Origin of the sequence: Microcystis sp. (genome assembly GCF_048564745.1) — a bacterium.
In the GTDB taxonomy this organism is placed as follows: Bacteria; Cyanobacteriota; Cyanobacteriia; order Cyanobacteriales; family Microcystaceae; genus Microcystis; species Microcystis ichthyoblabe_A.
This window is the reverse complement of the sequence record NZ_JBLZRT010000087.1, coordinates 1-16,198: the sequence shown is the minus strand read 5'-3', so window position 1 is coordinate 16,198 and position 16,198 is coordinate 1. Positions and strand designations below refer to the sequence as shown.

The window sequence follows — 16,198 nt, the reverse complement described above, 5'->3', positions numbered from 1 at the left end:
TCAATCCAAGCTTTTGGGGGGTTCTACCCCCCAAACCCCCCGTTGGGGGCGTGGCGCGGTCACTGAGCGTGTCGAAGTGCCGCCCCCAAACCCCCCGCGCATTAGCTTTTCGGTGGGATGCTTACACGCGATTGTTCATATTTTTGTACCAATTTCAGAGTTACTGATAATTGCTGATTGTCGATATTTCTGCAAATGTTGGATGCAGCCGTGGGGTGTAGGGTGTAGGAATTATGAATTATGAATTATGAATTGGGGAGCGGGGAGAAAAAAGCTGTCTCCTGTCTCCTGTCTCCTGAATCCTGTCTCCTGACGACCGGCTCCCAACCCTAACAAAGGCCTATTTTAAACACCTCTTGTGCCACTCGCTCACAACTGCCTACTGTTCCTAAACCGGCTTTAGTTTCTGCGTATTCATCTAACATTTTTTGCCGACGTTGCTGATTTAATAATAAATCTAGACATTCCTGCATAATTCTCTCTGGGTTAGCTTCCTCTTGTAATAATTCGGGAACAATTTCTCGCATTAAAACTAAATTTACTGGTGAGACAAATGGTACAGAAAACTTCATAATATTGCGGGCAATCCAAGCAGTAACTGCACTTAAACGGTAAACCACCACCTGCGGCACGTTTAACAAAGCAATTTCGAGATTAACTGTACCAGACTTAGCCACAGCCAGATCGGCCGCGGCAATCGCTTCTAAAGTCTGATCTCGTTCCATAATCACCGCATTTAATCCATATTCCTCGACTAATTCTCGCATTTTTGGTTCGTATAAAGCTAAGGGAACGGGAATTAAAAACTTAATATCGGGTATTTTTTCCTGTAATTTTTGGGCAGCAGCGCACACAGTCGGCACGAGATATTTAAACTCCTGTTGACGGGAAGCGGGTAACAAAGCGATCACTGTTTCTTCGGGTTTTATTGCCCATTTTTGCCGCATTTCTTGGCGATTGGGAGCATTAGCCATACGATCAACTAAAGGATGTCCCACCCAAGTTACTGGTAAACCTTTTGTTTCAAAAAAACGGGCTTCGGCAGGAAAAATTGCCAATAATTTATCCGTGATGGCGATTAATTTTTCCGTATTAAATAACTTTTCTGCTGTGGATCTTAGTTTAGCTGAGGGGATATTTTCTTCTGACCAAATCCACACCTGCGGGGCAATATAATAAATAATTGGGACATCGGGAATAATTTTTTTAGCCGACTGACCGATCGCCACATTTGCCCCCACATAATCAATTAAAATAATGATATCAGGGGGATGATCTTTAAAAAACTCTTTTGCTCGTTTTTGTAGTTGTAAGGTTGGCAAAATAAAGGGGATAGATTCAATTAATCCCATAGCAGCCAGTCGAGTGGTTTTACCCAGCATTTTGGCTCCAGCTAACTCCATGCGATCGCCACCTAAGGCAAAAATTTCTAACTCAATTGCCTGGGTTTTAGCTAGTTTAAAAAGGGATTCAATCAGCATGGCTGCCTGTAAATCACCCGATACCTCACCCGTGCTAATAAATATACGCATTTGGATAATTATTTGATAATAAAAGAATTCAGGAGACAGGATTGCTGGAGATAGGATTGCTGGAGATTGTTTTTATTTATTCTTCCCACTTCCCCATCACCCTACACCACACACCCCACAGACTGTTCCTCAATAAAAAAATTATTTCCCCGGAATTAAACCGCGGCGTTTTTCTCCGGTGGTAGAGGATTGTAAAAATTGACAGAGATGTTGAACATGGGGGTTATCGGTTAAGAGAGAAACTTGTTCTAAAGCCTCCTGAAGATTTATATTAGAACGATAGATAATCCGAAAAGCTTTTTTGAGTAAAGCTAAATCTTCATCGGTAAAACCGGCCCTTTGTAAACCGACTAAATTAAGAGTTCGCACGCGACAGGGATTGCCTTCCACTAAAGTAAAAGGGGGAACATCGCGATCAATACGACTCATTCCTCCTAACATGGCCATTTTGCCAATATGAACAAATTGATGTACTCCTAAAACCCCCCCGATAACTGCTTTTGATTCGATCTGGACATGACCAGCCAAGGCGACACTATTAGCGATAATAATGTTATCTTGCAAAATACAATTATGGGCAACGTGAACATAGGCCATTAATAAATTATTATTGCCAATTTGGGTAACTTCTCCCGTATCCGTGGCGCGATTAATCGTGACAAACTCGCGAATTTGGTTATAATCACCAATTTCTACGGTACTTTCGCCCCCTTTATACTTTAAATCCTGTGGTTCATTACCAATAACAGCCCCAGAAAAAATATGATTACCCTTGCCAATTTTAGTCGGACCCTCAATGACCACATGGGCATCAATAATTGTATCAGCTTCAATTTCCACATTGGCCCCGATCACAGCATAGGGACCAACTTTAACCTTGGGATCAAGTTTTGCCGACGGATGGATAACCGCAGTGGGGTGAATTAACGTATTCAAAGGGAAGTCTCCCGCGCTCAACTTCGTCACTGTATGAATCATGGTATAGCTTATCCTATATTGGACAGATTGTGATCAAGATTGATAGCGGTTGCTTGCGGAGGGGACGACTTTGATGGGGAACCAGAACCCGATAAACTATTAACCAGATTCTCTTGGTTCCTTCGTCCCTCCCATCCTGATAAAAAATATATGAGTAATAATAGACCTAAAATTATAGTCTTAGATGACGACCCGACAGGTTCCCAAACAGTCCATAGTTGTCTGTTATTGATGCGGTGGGATGAAGATACTCTCCGCTTGGGATTGGCAGATAATGCGCCAATTTTCTTTGTTTTGACCAATACTCGCGCTTTAACCCCCGAAAAAGCCGAGTCTGTCACCAGAGAAGTCTGTCATAATCTGAAAACTGCCTTAACTAAAGAGGGAATCGAGGATTTTTTGGTGGTTAGTCGTTCCGATTCTACCTTGCGCGGGCATTATCCGATCGAAACTGATGTTATTGCCGAAGAATTGGGCGGTTTTGATGCTCATTTCCTGATTCCAGCCTTTTTTGAGGGAGGTAGAATCACCCGTGATAGTATTCACTATTTAATCATCGATGGCGTTCCCACTCCCGTCCACGAGACGGAATTTGCTCGCGATTCGGTTTTTGCCTACCACTATAGTTATCTGCCGGATTATGTGGAGGAGAAAACCCAAGGTAAAATTAAAGCAGATGATGTAGAGAGATTTTTACTGGCAGATATCCGTCAAGGTAGTTTAGAACGACTGCAAAAGCTCAAAAATAATCAATGTGGGGTGGTAGATGGGGAAACTCAAGCGGATCTCGATCGCTTTGCTGAAGATATTTTAACCGCCGCAGGGGAGGGAAAAAAATTTTTATTCCGTAGTGCCGCCAGTATTTTAACTTCTTTGGCTAATTTAGGAACTCAACCGATCGCACCCGAATCTATGGGTAAGTATAAGCCCACGGGGGAAGCCGGGGCAATTATCGTCGGTTCCCACGTCAAAAAAACTAGCCAACAATTAGATGAACTGCTTCAACAACCCAACACCGTCGGAGTCGAAATCGATGTGACGGCATTGCGCGATCGTCCTGAGCAACGAGAGCAACTCCTAGCACAAGCTCTGGAAAAAGTCAAGCTTATTCACAAAAATAAACAAACCCCCGTGATCTATACCAGTCGGCAAGAGTTAACCTTTGCTTCTGTGCAGAAACGTCTTGATTTTGGGGTTGCCGTCTCCACCCTGTTAATGGACATTGTTAAGGGTTTACCCAGTGATATCAGTTTTTTAATCAGTAAAGGCGGAATTACCTCTAATGATGTCTTAAGTACGGGTTTAAGCCTGCAATCAGCCCGTTTACTCGGTCAGATTCTCCCCGGTGTCTCCATGGTTCGCACAGCAGCCGATCATCATCTCTTTCCTAATTTACCCGTGGTTCTTTTCCCGGGTAACGTCGGTGATGTCCAAGCTTTGGCCACAGTTTATCAACGTTTGTGTCAATAGGAGGCAATCAGTAATCAGTGAGCAGTGAGCAGATGTGAGTTTTCAGTTCACTGATTACTGAAAAAAGCTCCCCAATTCATAATTCTGGTGGTGATTCGGTAGTAGTGATGGCGGCTTAATCCTTTGCCTTGCTGTGCATTGTAGTCATGGATAAAATACCAAAGGGTTCCCCAAGGTGATTCTCCATTTTTTTAGAGAAAGATAGACTCTCTCTCACCAGCCAAGAAATCCTTAGTCGAAAGGTATTATTTAATCTTTCAATAACTGGACTTCCCCGTTGACAAAAAGCCATAACCTGTGCTGTAGAAGGGATTAAGAGAATTTCCAGCACCCCGTTACTGGGTACAAATCAGGGAAACTCCCAATAAATCTAACGCTTTTTGTTGCAGTTGGGTCGGTCGAGTTATCTTAGAAAAACGATAACTTCCCTCTTTAATCGTACACTCCACTGTATTCAAGCAAATTGTCCCCGGGTCTTCCAACAAAGTCCGAAAACTATGCACAGGAAAGTTCTCTTGATTCCGTTTTTTTCTCTCTTTAGACTGAGCGGATTCACTCCGATTGGCTTTAATCACATTCAGAGAACTATCATCAATTTCTTCATCCTCAAATAATAAAGGAGCCAAGGACTGTTTTAAATGCCATTCCACATATTTTATTGATGTGGTCACTTTTACATTCTGGACATTTCATCGTTTTTTTTCCTTCATTGAGTTTCTATCTATTTTGCCCTCTCATCTCTTTATCTGACAACGCCTACTATTCCCTCTAATTCTGAGTATTCTGTATCTCAATTGAGAATGATGATTCGGGAGGTTGAAACTATTATTGCTCGTCAGATAAATATTGATGAATGGAATCAACTTTAAAATTAGATTTAAACCCAAAACATAAGCGATCGCTGCTCTTGTAGCACAATTGTCGTTCTCAGACTTGACAATAGGTGACGTTTGTTGTAGAATACATTAAAATTTCGAAGCAGGAAAATAGCAGAAATTGAGTCCAAGAATGATTGAGAAAGTTTTAACAAGGTTTTTTAGGGCGATCCCTTATTTTTTAATCGGTGTTATTTTTGCTTGGTTTATATCTGGCTTTTGGATTCACGGAACACCTTCTACATTGCTGATAAAGATAATTGAAAATCGGGTTATTTTTCTGGGAATTCTGTCAGCAATTATGGCTAGTCTCAAGATTCGTCTTCCCTCAGAGCTTCGTCTTCCCTCAGAGCATGGAGTCCGCCACTCAGCACTCCAATGGATGGGTTCCTTTATAGGTCTTTGGATTTCATCTGTAGTCATTAGTATAGTTCTTATTATTTTCCCAAATATTATTTTATCAATGGCAGTTAATGGTGCAGTAAAACTTTTGGCTTTTGGACTTGCTTGGAAGCTTATTGCAGTTTTATTGTTGTCTATGCTTGTAATATTTATTTTATTGATTTTGACTGGAGCATTAGGATTGCTTATATTTTATGGCACAATGATTTCAGAATTAATATTTGAATTGTTGAATATAGGGCCTTCATTTTTCTTAGAGGATAATAATTTTATTATTTCAGCAATGTTTTTATGGAATCCAATTCTCTTGTTACTAGGTATATTTACAGGAGTAAATTTGGCTAGATCACTAATCTTGTAATTCCCTTGCATATCTCTACCCTTGAGGTCTAACGATTCGTTGGAGCGGAACGGAGGTTCACACGATCAGTTTTGATAGAAAGTGCGATCGCCGCTCTTGTAGGGTGCGTTAACGAAGTGTAACGCACCTAATCTATGGTTATTCAATAATTGATGTAATGGTGGATTACGCTGCGCTAATCCACCCTACGGGGGGTTAAAATTATTATTCTTCCCCTATTTTTTCGGTTATGCTACAGTGCTTGTGAAGCAGCATAGACTTTTACTTCCTTCTCTAAACGTTCTCTGAGCCTATCTTTTTCTACTTCAATATCATACCTTGTTTGAAGATTCATCCAGAACCTTTCAGACATACCAAAATAACGGGAAAGCCTTAAGGCAATATCAGCAGTAATTCCTCGCTTTTCCTCGATAATTTCCTTGATTTGCTCTATTGGTACATTAAGATCTTCTGCCAAACGTTCTTGGCTAATTTCCATCGGTTTGAGAAATTCTTCTAACAGAATCTCACCAGGATGAATGGGGGCTAATAATTTTTTCTCAGTCATGATTATTGAGTAACAATTAATGATAATCGACTATTTCTACATTGTAGGCGTTGCCATTTTTCCAAATAAAACAAATCCGCCACTGATCGTTAATTCGGATACTATGCTGATTTTTTCTATCTCCTGAGAGTTTTTCCAACCGATTAGATGGAGGAATGTATAAATCCTGTAAAGTTTCGGCCGCGTCTAAAACTTCTAGCTTTCTCCGAGCATTTCGTTGAATATCTTGAGGTAATTTTCGTGGAAATTTACGTTTGAATACTTGCTCTGTCTCCTTAGATGCAAAACTCTTAATCATCAATAATTAGCAAAATGCACTACTATCATATCATCTTAGTGCGATCGTCGATCTCATGCTAACGTTATCACTGAAACTAGGCTCAGGTGCAGGTAGCATGGGAGTCAAGCGATATCCCTGTTCTTGATACCAGTCATCCACCAGGACATAAATAATAGTCAAGAGGGTGGGAGCATCTATCCTATTCATGGGAGGCCTCATGCTTTGGAGTGATTACCTTTATCGTGATGCCTCCCTTTGATTTTACAAACCTCTCTATCTCGCATCAGCCGTAATTCCTAATTTATAATTCCTAATTCCCACTGCTGCCGGCTGCTCAAGGTTCATAATTAAAGAAACATCTTTACTGATAGCCAGTTAATTTTTATGAAAACTGTTGCCGATACGGACTTGCAAAGGCTAGAAGATTTAATTATCAACGGACAAAAAGCGATCGAGACTCGTTTCACAGCGATCGAGAATAGTATCGTTGAAATTAAAGCTGATATTGGCGAAATTAAAGCTGATATCAAGGAAATCAAGCAAGATGTTAAATCCCTAGAGATAGGACAGGCAAAATTAACCGAAAGGGTGGAAGGGATGGATAATCGCCTCAAAATAGTTGAGGGTAGTCAAAAAAATCAAATTTGGGCATTGATGACCATTTTAGGCGGTTCACTGATTACCGCTTCCGTCGGTTTGCTGATCGCTATTTTGCGCTTTGTCTTGTTTAAGTAAAAAATTATCTTTATGGATGAAACTAAAACCGGAATAAATCAAGAAATCGACCTAGAAACCGAAAAAATTGAGCCATCAGCCTCGGTAATGTCGAGATACGCCCAAATCCATCTAAAAAGCGAGGGTGAGAAATTGGTGCTAATTTTACCCAAAACCGGCACTGGGGAGACAAGTCAGGATTGGACAGATATCTTGACAGGATTAAAATATTATCTCCGTAATAGCGGCCAAAACTGCCCCGCTAGAACACCAGTACACCTACGGGCCAACAATCGCCTGATGGATACGCGCCAACTACAAGCGATCGCCACAATTTTAGACAGTGCCGAATTACCCCTGCACACCATCCAAACCCAAAGAAGACAAACCGCAGTGGCAGCGGCAACTATGGGTTACAATGTCGAACAAATGCAAGCGAATCCCACGGTTTTCGGGGATGAGCAACCGCCGCAATCCCTCCTCGCCGAACCTTTGTACTTAAAAACCACCCTGCGATCGGGTGTAGAAATCCGTCACCCGGGTACAGTTATAATCATGGGCGATGTCAACCCCGGCGGATCAATCGTCGCTGATGGCGATATATTAGTTTGGGGGAGTTTGCGCGGTGTGGCCCATGCCGGATTCCGCGGCGATCGAGCGGCGCTAATCATGGCTCTGCGAATCGATTTAACTCAACTGCGGATCGCGGAATTAGTGGCACGCGCCCCGGCTTTGAATAGCGATCGCATTGAACCAGAAATTGCCTGTATCAGCGAAGGAGGAATCCGCATCATTGGGGCTTATAATTTTTCCAGAACCTACACCTTTAAAGATAAAGTGGGATGGGTAGAAAAAAAGTGATCAGTGACCAGTAAACAGTGATCAGTAAATAGTGATTCAGTGACCAGTAAAAATAGGGGTTAACTGCGTTGAAATGAAAAACTCTATCAAACCAATAACTGATAACTGATAACTGATAACTGATAACCGGTAACTGATAGCTGATAACTGATAACTGATAACTGATATAAATTATGGCTCGTGTAATTGTGGTGACATCGGGAAAGGGGGGAGTTGGTAAAACGACGGTAACGGCGAACTTAGGTTCAGCCTTATCTCAATTAGGCTGTCGAGTCGCCCTTGTCGATGCCGATTTCGGACTGAGAAATCTCGATTTATTGTTAGGATTAGAACAGCGTATCGTTTATACTGCCCTCGATGTGGTGGCGGGAGATTGTAGCCTTGATAAAGCTTTAGTTAAGGATAAAAGACAGGAAAATCTGGTTCTATTACCGGCGGCGCAAAATCGCACCAAAGAGGCAATTACTGCCGAGCAAATGAAGGATTTAGTCGCCCAATTGTCAAAAAGTTATGATTATGTATTGATTGATTGCCCGGCAGGAATTGAAATGGGTTTTCGCAATGCGATCGCCGCTGCCCAGGAAGCGATCATCGTTACTACCCCAGAAATGTCGGCGGTGAGAGATGCCGATCGCGTGGTGGGATTACTAGAAAGCGAGGATATTAAAGGTATCCGTCTGATCGTCAACCGGCTGCGGCCAGAAATGATCCAACTTAATCAGATGATCAGCGTCGAGGATATTCTCGACCTCTTGGTAATTCCCCTGTTGGGGATTATTCCCGACGATCAAAGAATTATTATTTCCACTAATAAAGGGGAACCATTAGTATTAGAGGAGAAGACTTCCCTTCCCGCCATGGCCTTTAGAAACATTGCCCAACGTTTACAGGGTCGCGATGTGCCGTTTCTAGATTTAATGGCCGGTCAGGAAGGTTTTCTTACCCGTCTGCGTCGTCGCTTGTTTGGGCCTTAAACTCTCTCATCTCAACCCCTTAACCTACTATGAATGACCTGATCGATAAACTTCTAGCATGGCGCGGTTCGGGCAAAAGTGGCGACCAAGCTAAAAAACGCTTAAAACTTATTCTGGCCCATGATCGGGCCGATCTTAGTCCCGAAATTCTCGATATGATGCGTCAAGAAATCTTAGAAGTGGTCGGTCGTTATCTTGATATCGACACCGAGGAAACCGAGTTACTCCTAGAAAGTGACCAACGAACTACCGCCCTGATTGCTAATTTTCCGATTCGTCGCATCAAACGCCGTCCTTTAACCTAAAAATTGCCATGAAAACTCAACCGAGCGAGCTTTGGCTTAGTCTAGCGGTCAGTCCCTTTCTTCTCTCCTATCTGGCCTTGCGGTCCCTCAATCATTGGTTAATTGAATTGGGCCAGGAAAGTGAGGAATTGTTTCGCGGCGATCGCTTGCCCCTTCTCAATATTCCCGATCAGTTACCGGTCAACAGTGACCGATAATCCAAGAAAAAAGTCTTTTTGCCCCCTGAAAAGAGGCAATAATGGTAAAGTTTTTGTTAAAAATAGGAAAAAATGTGATTCTTTGGCATATAATCTCATTTTTGACAAACCCTAAGAACTAATCCCGATAGATCAGTTATCGGTGGTCGGTTATCAGTTATCAATGATCAGATTCGAGTTTTCAGTGAATAGTATTAAGGGGCAAGTTCTGAGCTTTCTTTTTACTGATGACTGATGACTGATGACTGATGACTGTTTACTGATTACTGATTACTGATTAATGAAATTATGAGCGTCCTTGTCCCCTCAACCGAAACCGAACAGGATATTTTCAGCACTTCCAACCTGTTTCTGCAGCAAAGACTGAAATTAATCGAAGATTTATGGAAAGAAGTCTTGATCTCCGAATGTGGTCAAGAATTAGTCGATTTACTGGAATTACTGCGCCATCTCTGTTCTGAGGAAGGACAAGTGACCGATGATAGTGCGGAGGCAACGATCGCCAAAATGATCGAAGACTTGGAACTGGGGGAAGCGATCAAAGTTACCCGGGCTTTTGCCCTCTATTTCCAGTTAATAAATATAATCGAACAACACTACGAACAAAGGGATCAGCAACTACTGCGACGGACGGTGATCGGGGAAGAAAACGAAAGTCCCAAGGCTGACCCAACGCAAAAAAGCCTTTTAGCCACCATTGTCGGGGCCGATTGGCTGGAAAAAACCCTGAACGAGTCCGATCACTCCAGCCCAAAATCGGGACTATTTCACTGGTTATTTCCCTATCTTAAACAGGTTAACGTCCCTCCCCAAGAAATCCAGCGTCTTCTCGATCAGTTAGATATCCGTCTGGTTTTCACGGCCCACCCCACGGAAATTGTCCGTCACACCATTCGCATTAAACAGCGCCGCATCTCGGGCATTCTCGAAAAACTCGACCAAGCAGAAGAAATCTTTCGCAGTATGGGGTTAACTAACTCCAGAGAAGCACAAACAGTCACCAAACAGTTAAAAGAAGAAATACGTTTCTGGTGGCGAACAGATGAACTACACCAATTTAAACCCACCGTCGTCGATGAAGTGGATTACGCCCTGCACTACTTCGATGAGGTTCTCTTCGATTCCCTACCCCAGTTAACCCTGCGTCTGCAGCAAAGCCTACAATCCTCCTTTCCCCGTTTACAAGCGCCGAAAAATAACTTCTGTCGCTTCGGTTCTTGGGTGGGGGGGGATCGGGATGGCAATCCCTCCGTTACCCCCGAAGTCACCTGGAAAACCTGCTGTTATCAGCGCAATCTGGTTATTAAAAAATATCTCGATGCTATTCGCGACCTGACCAGTATTTTAAGTGCCTCCCTGCACTGGTGTCACGTCTTGCCGGAGTTGCTGGACTCCCTGGACAGAGATAAACAGCAAATGCCCGAAATCTATAGCCAGTTAGCCATCCGCTACCGTCAGGAACCCTATCGCCTCAAATTGGCCTTTATTCAAAAACGTCTGGAAAATACCCGTGATCGCAATGATCGCCTCAATGACCCGGAAGAACGACAATTATTAACTAAACTCAACGAAACCAACATCTATCGCTCTGGTTCCGAGTTTTTAGCCGAATTACAGCTATTACAGCGCAGTCTCTTGCAAACCGGTCTTTCCTGTCAAGAACTGGATCAACTGATCGCCCAAGTGGAGATTTTTGGCTTTGTCCTGACTCAGTTAGATTTTCGGCAAGAATCCACCCGTCACGCCGAATGTATCGAAGAAATCGCCGCATATCTGGGAGTTTTACCGAAACCCTACGGTCAATTAACCGAATCAGAAAAAATCGCCTGGTTAGTGGAGGAATTAAAAACCCGTCGGCCGCTAATTCCCCGGGAAATGCCCTTCTCGGAAAGAACCTGCGAAACCATTGAAACCCTGCGAGTTTTAAGAAGTCTGCAAGGGGAATTTGGCCTGGAAATCTGCCAAACCTACATTATCAGCATGACCAACGAGGCCAGCGATGTGCTAGAAGTGCTGTTATTAGCCCAAGAAGCTGGTTTATACGACCCCGCCACTAGCCGCAGTTCCCTCCGCATTGTTCCCCTCTTTGAAACCGTCGATGACCTCAAACACGCCCCCGGCATCATGCAGACTTTGTTTGAATTGCCCCTCTATCGGGCAGCCCTAGCCGGCGGTTACGACCATTTAGCGGCTTTAAACAGGGAGGAAGTGGCCCCGGAACCTGCCATCCTCGAACCGAGTAATTTACAGGAGATTATGGTGGGTTACTCCGATAGTAATAAGGATTCTGGCTTTTTAAGCAGTAATTGGGAAATTCATAAGGCCCAGAAGGCTTTACAAAAAACCGCTAAACAATACGGCGTGGATCTACGTCTTTTTCATGGCCGGGGCGGTTCCGTCGGTCGCGGTGGGGGTCCGGCCTACGCCGCTATCCTCGCCCAACCCCGGGGAACTATTAACGGTCGCATTAAAATCACCGAACAAGGCGAGGTTTTAGCCTCGAAATACTCTTTACCAGAATTGGCCTTGTATAACCTCGAAACGGCCGTAACGGCAGTCATACAGGCAAGTTTACTGGGCAGTGGTTTTGATGATCTCGAACCCTGGAATCGCATCATGGAGGACTTGGCCACCTGTTCACGGCAAACCTATCGCAGTTTGATTTATGAAGAACCGGACTTTTTAGACTTCTTTCTGTCCGTGACTCCCATTCCTGAAATTAGTCTTTTACAGATTAGTTCCCGACCGGCCCGCCGGAAAAGTGGTCAACAGGATTTAAGTACCCTGCGGGCAATTCCCTGGGTGTTTAGTTGGACGCAAACCCGTTTTCTTTTACCAGCTTGGTATGGTTTAGGGACAGCTTTACAGATGTTTCTCGATGATTCTCCTAGCAGAAATTTGGAATTGTTACGCCATTTTTATCACAAGTGGCCTTTCTTCCAGATGGTGATTTCTAAGGCAGAAATGACTTTATCAAAGGTGGATCTACAGATGGCCTATCACTACGTCAGTGAACTTTCTAAACAGGAAGATCGAGAACGTTTTCAACGTCTGTTTGAAAGGATCAAAGAGGAATATAATCGCACTAGCGAGATTGTTCTCCAGATCACCGGCGAGAAACATTTATTGGATAATGATCCGAATTTACAGCGCTCGGTGCAGTTACGCAACGGTTCGATCGTTCCCCTCGGTTTCCTACAGGTGTCTCTCCTGAAGCGTTTACGTCAATACAACAGTCAAGCTCAATCCGGTGTGATTCATTTCCGCTATTCTAAAGAGGAGTTATTAAGGGGTGCTTTAATGACGATTAATGGTATTGCCGCAGGGATGAGAAATACCGGTTGATTACAGATAATTAGGGTGTGCTGAAAAAGTGTATTGGTGGGGGCAGGGTGTGGGCTTCGGCCGTGAGCTCAGCCGAACGGGTGTAGGGTGTAGGGTGTAGGGATTTTGAGGGGGTCAACCACCTAATTTTCAGGGAAAAAGTCCTTGAAATTTCCCTCCGATACCCGCAATGGCTGGCACTTTTTGAGGGGAAAAAAGTCTAAAAATGTTACCCAACAAGGTTTTTAGATTTTTTCAGCCAGCCCTAATTAATGGTAGTTTTCGGGGGGATTGTCTTGAAGGTAATCCACCCTATTTTTGTGATTTGTCAACTTTTTGTAGAACTTCTACTAAGTTGTTATTTTTAAAGGGAAAATCACCGCTAAAATTGGGCATTACTTCCGATTTTATCACTCAATCCAAGCTTTGGGGGGGTTCTATTGGCTAATATTAAGTAGCTGGTTATAATTAAATTAAAAATGGATTTTAGGTTCGATCCCCCCTGCCCCCCTTGATAAGGGGGGTGCCGATCCCCCCTTAGTCCCCCCTTTAATTCCCCCTTGATAAGGGGGGTGTCTGATAATTTTTAACGCCTACCTACTTACTATCACTTATGGACTAAAAATGAAGATTTTACCGCTAACAGTTGACAATTGACCATCGCTTCCGAAGAGAGGCAATTAAGCTCACTGGTGTGTCGGAAGATTAGAGATTGTGCCAAAATGGAAGGAGTGACCCAATGATTACAGGTAAATTGTCAAAAAAAAGGATCGAGTAACCGTGACTGATACCAACCTAGATATACTATCCCTGACGGATCCAGCGATCGCAGGGATTCTGCAAAAAGAACTGCAACGTCAAAGAGATCACCTAGAATTAATCGCTAGTGAAAACTTTACCTCGGCTGCCGTCATGGCCGCCCAGGGTTCGGTTTTAACCAACAAATACGCGGAAGGACTGCCAAAAAAACGCTACTATGGCGGTTGCGAATACGTTGACGAAGCGGAACAATTAGCGATCAATCGGGTTAAACGACTATTTGGGGCAAATCACGCTAACGTACAACCCCACTCTGGCGCCCAAGCTAATTTCGCCGTTTTCCTGACCCTCTTGCAGCCAGGCGATACGATTATGGGCATGGATCTCTCCCACGGTGGTCATCTTACCCACGGTTCCCCCGTTAACGTTTCTGGAAAATGGTTCCGAGTAGTACAGTACGGAGTAAGTCCCGAAAGCGAACTCCTGGACTACGATCTCATCCTTGACATCGCCCGCAAAGAAAAACCCAAACTAATTATCTGCGGTTATTCTGCCTATTCGCGCCAGATTGATTTCGATAAATTCCGCGCCATCGCTGACGAAGTGGGGGCCTACCTGATGGCAGATATCGCCCATATTGCTGGTTTAGTGGCCACTGGTCATCATCCTAACCCCCTACCCCACTGTGATGTGGTAACTACCACCACTCACAAAACCCTGCGCGGTCCTAGGGGGGGTTTAATTATGACCAAAGACGAGGAATTAGGCAAAAAATTCGATAAATCCGTCTTCCCCGGTACCCAAGGCGGACCCCTAGAACACGTGATCGCGGCGAAAGCGGTGGCTTTTGGGGAAGCATTGAAACCGGAGTTTAAAATTTATTCGGGCCAAGTAATCGCTAATGCCCAAGCTTTGGCCGGTCAGTTGAAGGCTAGAGGGATTAAAATTGTCACTGATGGTACGGATAATCACTTGATGTTACTCGATTTAAGATCCGTGGGCATGACCGGGAAAGAGGCCGATCGCTTGGTGAGTACGATCAATATTACCGCTAATAAAAACACTGTTCCCTTCGATCCCGAGTCTCCCTTTGTCACCAGTGGTTTGCGCTTGGGTTCCCCGGCTATGACCACCAGAGGACTAGGAGAAACGGAATTTATCGAGATTGGCAACATTATCGCCGATATTCTCCTTAATCCAGGGGATGAAGCCCTGAGAACTGCTTGCCGTCAACGGGTAGCGAAACTCTGTGAAAGCTTCCCCCTCTATCCCCATCTCCATATTTCCGTCCCCGCCTTGGCCTAAAAAGAGAGATAATAAAAGTTCATAATTGGCGATTGCCTGTCAGTGGCCAATTGTGAATTAAATCGCCCCCCAATTCCCATGTCCGGAGATTTATACTATCTAATTGCTTTTCTGATCGCCCATACCGTGGTACTTTGGAGTACCCCCCTCGTCAGAACCGTCGGACTGAAAAGCGGTTACGTCGATAAACCCAACGAAAGGAAGGTCCATGAAAAGCCTATGGTTCGACTGGGGGGAGTTTCGATTTTTGTCGGTGCTTTAACTGCCCTCCTGATTGTTTGGTGGTTGGGAGGGTTTGCCGGTTTAAACAGCGATCGAGAATGGGAAGTGTGGGGCGTAACCCTAGGCGGTTTGGGCTTTTTCCTCATCGGTCTAGCGGATGATCTTTTTAATCTTTCCCCCCTCAATCGTCTGGTAATGCAGTTTAGCGTCGCTTTTCTAGCTTGGCAAGCTGGCGTTAGGATCGATTTCCTCTCTATTCCCTTCGGCGATTTATTACAAATTCATTGGCTAAGTTTACCAGTTACTCTCCTCTGGTTAGTGGGGATGGCTAACGCGATTAATTGGATTGACGGTTTAGATGGATTAGCGGCGGGGGTTTCGGGTATATCTGCCGTGGTGATTTTGATTGTAACTTTGGTGATGGGACAACCGGCCGCCGCTATTATCGCCGCCGCTTTGGCGGGTGGAGCCCTGGGTTTTCTGCGTTACAATTTTAACCCCGCCCAAATTTTTATGGGGGATGGTGGGGCCTATTTTATGGGTTTTACCCTGGCGGGTGTGGCGGTGATTGGATTGGCTAAAACCACTGCTGTGACTACTGTTGCCGTTACCGCCGTCCTATTACCCTATCTCATCCTTGCGGTTCCTCTCCTCGATATGTCCACGGTGATTATTTCCCGTCTCAAACGCGGAAAATCCCCTTTTGTGGCTGATAAACGTCATTTACACCATCGTTTACTGAAAGCGGGTATCTCTCACCGTCTGACAGTATTATTTATCTACGCCCTAACTCTCTGGGTGGGCAGTTTAGCCCTCGGTTTCTCCAATGTTCCCAGTGGTTGGGGTTTTGCCTTTGGTGCGACTCTCCTCCTCGGTTACGTCGGTTGGCAAGTCTGGCGCAATCGTGGCAGTGAACCGTAAGCCGTCTTAAACTAGAAAAAGGATTAATAATGGTTCTTCCGAACTTACACTGTAGAAAATTCCCCAAGCTCCCTCTCTGTCCAGCAATGCTCTAAAGTTGATAAATATCAATCTAACAAAAACTCAAAGCCCTATTGTACAAGCTTTACAAGCATAAGTTGTTGATAGTTT

At 44.1% G+C, this 16,198-nt stretch carries 15 protein-coding genes and 2 pseudogenes; 10 read left to right on the top strand and 7 right to left on the bottom strand.

The genetic code is table 11. From position 1 onward, the window contains the following. Window positions 1-329 precede the first annotated feature (329 nt). On the bottom strand, window positions 330-1,532 hold the full coding sequence (lpxB, locus tag ACOCD9_RS11105) for a lipid-A-disaccharide synthase (RefSeq protein ID WP_419547470.1): 1,203 nt from the start codon (window positions 1,530-1,532) through the stop codon (window positions 330-332). A 141-nt stretch (window positions 1,533-1,673) separates the two neighbouring features. Further along, window positions 1,674-2,510, bottom strand: a complete 837-nt coding sequence (lpxA, locus tag ACOCD9_RS11100; protein ID WP_419547468.1) for an acyl-ACP--UDP-N-acetylglucosamine O-acyltransferase — start codon at window positions 2,508-2,510, stop codon at window positions 1,674-1,676. 150 nt (window positions 2,511-2,660) lie between these two features. On the opposite strand from lpxA, the gene ACOCD9_RS11095 reads away from it, so the two are divergent. Next, window positions 2,661-3,980 (top strand): four-carbon acid sugar kinase family protein, encoded by a 1,320-nt coding sequence (locus tag ACOCD9_RS11095; protein ID WP_419547466.1) that lies wholly within the window; start codon window positions 2,661-2,663, stop codon window positions 3,978-3,980. A gap of 134 nt (window positions 3,981-4,114) precedes the next feature. Here the strand turns inward: ACOCD9_RS11095 and ACOCD9_RS11090 are convergent. Both ACOCD9_RS11090 and ACOCD9_RS11085 read right to left on the bottom strand, forming a co-directional pair. After that, a pseudogene (locus ACOCD9_RS11090) lies at window positions 4,115-4,242 on the bottom strand (IS1 family transposase); the annotation flags it as partial. Window positions 4,243-4,315: 73 nt separating this feature from the next. Then, window positions 4,316-4,633, bottom strand: a pseudogene (locus tag ACOCD9_RS11085) (tail length tape measure protein); the annotation flags it as partial. Between the two features lie 355 nt (window positions 4,634-4,988). Here ACOCD9_RS11085 and ACOCD9_RS11080 point away from each other — a divergent pair. Further along, window positions 4,989-5,618, top strand: coding sequence for a hypothetical protein (locus ACOCD9_RS11080; protein ID WP_419547465.1), 630 nt, complete (start codon window positions 4,989-4,991; stop codon window positions 5,616-5,618). Between the two features lie 232 nt (window positions 5,619-5,850). Here ACOCD9_RS11080 and ACOCD9_RS11075 read toward each other — a convergent pair whose 3' ends face one another. The 3 genes from ACOCD9_RS11075 to ACOCD9_RS11065 are packed head-to-tail and all read right to left on the bottom strand — an operon-like array spanning window position 5,851 to window position 6,652. Then, on the bottom strand, window positions 5,851-6,165 hold the full coding sequence (locus ACOCD9_RS11075; RefSeq protein WP_002733868.1) for a HigA family addiction module antitoxin: 315 nt from the start codon (window positions 6,163-6,165) through the stop codon (window positions 5,851-5,853). A gap of 16 nt (window positions 6,166-6,181) precedes the next feature. After that, a complete protein-coding gene (locus tag ACOCD9_RS11070; RefSeq protein WP_004161689.1) occupies window positions 6,182-6,463 on the bottom strand; it encodes a type II toxin-antitoxin system RelE/ParE family toxin in 282 nt (93 codons plus the stop codon). 30 nt (window positions 6,464-6,493) lie between these two features. Beyond that, entirely contained in the window at window positions 6,494-6,652 is a 159-nt protein-coding gene (locus tag ACOCD9_RS11065; RefSeq protein ID WP_419547463.1) for a hypothetical protein, read from the bottom strand. Window positions 6,653-6,829: 177 nt separating this feature from the next. Between ACOCD9_RS11065 and ACOCD9_RS11060 the strand changes: the two genes are divergently transcribed. From ACOCD9_RS11060 to ACOCD9_RS11025, 8 genes are all read left to right on the top strand, one after another. Further along, window positions 6,830-7,180, top strand: a complete 351-nt coding sequence (locus ACOCD9_RS11060; RefSeq protein ID WP_419547461.1) for a hypothetical protein — start codon at window positions 6,830-6,832, stop codon at window positions 7,178-7,180. 12 nt (window positions 7,181-7,192) lie between these two features. Next, complete coding sequence (minC, locus tag ACOCD9_RS11055; protein WP_419547460.1) at window positions 7,193-8,020, top strand: septum site-determining protein MinC; 828 nt, start codon at window positions 7,193-7,195, stop codon at window positions 8,018-8,020. 173 nt (window positions 8,021-8,193) lie between these two features. Then, the gene (gene minD, locus ACOCD9_RS11050; RefSeq protein WP_287700031.1) at window positions 8,194-8,994 is read left to right on the top strand and encodes a septum site-determining protein MinD; all 801 of its coding nucleotides are present in this window, start codon (window positions 8,194-8,196) and stop codon (window positions 8,992-8,994) included. A gap of 29 nt (window positions 8,995-9,023) precedes the next feature. Next, the gene (gene minE / locus ACOCD9_RS11045) at window positions 9,024-9,299 is read left to right on the top strand and encodes a cell division topological specificity factor MinE (RefSeq protein WP_002732811.1); all 276 of its coding nucleotides are present in this window, start codon (window positions 9,024-9,026) and stop codon (window positions 9,297-9,299) included. An 8-nt stretch (window positions 9,300-9,307) separates the two neighbouring features. Next, window positions 9,308-9,496 (top strand): hypothetical protein, encoded by a 189-nt coding sequence (locus tag ACOCD9_RS11040; RefSeq protein ID WP_104398011.1) that lies wholly within the window; start codon window positions 9,308-9,310, stop codon window positions 9,494-9,496. Between the two features lie 288 nt (window positions 9,497-9,784). Further along, on the top strand, window positions 9,785-12,841 hold the full coding sequence (gene ppc / locus ACOCD9_RS11035; RefSeq protein ID WP_419547458.1) for a phosphoenolpyruvate carboxylase: 3,057 nt from the start codon (window positions 9,785-9,787) through the stop codon (window positions 12,839-12,841). A 759-nt stretch (window positions 12,842-13,600) separates the two neighbouring features. After that, window positions 13,601-14,884: a serine hydroxymethyltransferase gene (gene glyA / locus ACOCD9_RS11030; RefSeq protein ID WP_419547456.1), complete on the top strand. Its 1,284-nt coding sequence runs from the start codon at window positions 13,601-13,603 to the stop codon at window positions 14,882-14,884. 78 nt (window positions 14,885-14,962) lie between these two features. Further along, window positions 14,963-16,027, top strand: a complete 1,065-nt coding sequence (locus tag ACOCD9_RS11025; RefSeq protein WP_002761684.1) for a glycosyltransferase family 4 protein — start codon at window positions 14,963-14,965, stop codon at window positions 16,025-16,027. The last annotated feature ends 171 nt before the right edge of the window (window positions 16,028-16,198 follow it).

Coding starts and splice junctions, on each gene's coding strand:
- lpxB (WP_419547470.1), bottom strand. CDS start 1,532: ATGCGTATATTTATTAGCACGGGTGAGGTATCGGGTGATTTACAGGCA.
- lpxA (WP_419547468.1), bottom strand. CDS start 2,510: ATGATTCATACAGTGACGAAGTTGAGCGCGGGAGACTTCCCTTTGAAT.
- ACOCD9_RS11095 (WP_419547466.1), top strand. CDS start 2,661: ATGAGTAATAATAGACCTAAAATTATAGTCTTAGATGACGACCCGACA.
- ACOCD9_RS11080 (WP_419547465.1), top strand. CDS start 4,989: ATGATTGAGAAAGTTTTAACAAGGTTTTTTAGGGCGATCCCTTATTTT.
- ACOCD9_RS11075 (WP_002733868.1), bottom strand. CDS start 6,165: ATGACTGAGAAAAAATTATTAGCCCCCATTCATCCTGGTGAGATTCTG.
- ACOCD9_RS11070 (WP_004161689.1), bottom strand. CDS start 6,463: ATGATTAAGAGTTTTGCATCTAAGGAGACAGAGCAAGTATTCAAACGT.
- ACOCD9_RS11065 (WP_419547463.1), bottom strand. CDS start 6,652: ATGAATAGGATAGATGCTCCCACCCTCTTGACTATTATTTATGTCCTG.
- ACOCD9_RS11060 (WP_419547461.1), top strand. CDS start 6,830: ATGAAAACTGTTGCCGATACGGACTTGCAAAGGCTAGAAGATTTAATT.
- minC (WP_419547460.1), top strand. CDS start 7,193: ATGGATGAAACTAAAACCGGAATAAATCAAGAAATCGACCTAGAAACC.
- minD (WP_287700031.1), top strand. CDS start 8,194: ATGGCTCGTGTAATTGTGGTGACATCGGGAAAGGGGGGAGTTGGTAAA.
- minE (WP_002732811.1), top strand. CDS start 9,024: ATGAATGACCTGATCGATAAACTTCTAGCATGGCGCGGTTCGGGCAAA.
- ACOCD9_RS11040 (WP_104398011.1), top strand. CDS start 9,308: ATGAAAACTCAACCGAGCGAGCTTTGGCTTAGTCTAGCGGTCAGTCCC.
- ppc (WP_419547458.1), top strand. CDS start 9,785: ATGAGCGTCCTTGTCCCCTCAACCGAAACCGAACAGGATATTTTCAGC.
- ACOCD9_RS11025 (WP_002761684.1), top strand. CDS start 14,963: ATGTCCGGAGATTTATACTATCTAATTGCTTTTCTGATCGCCCATACC.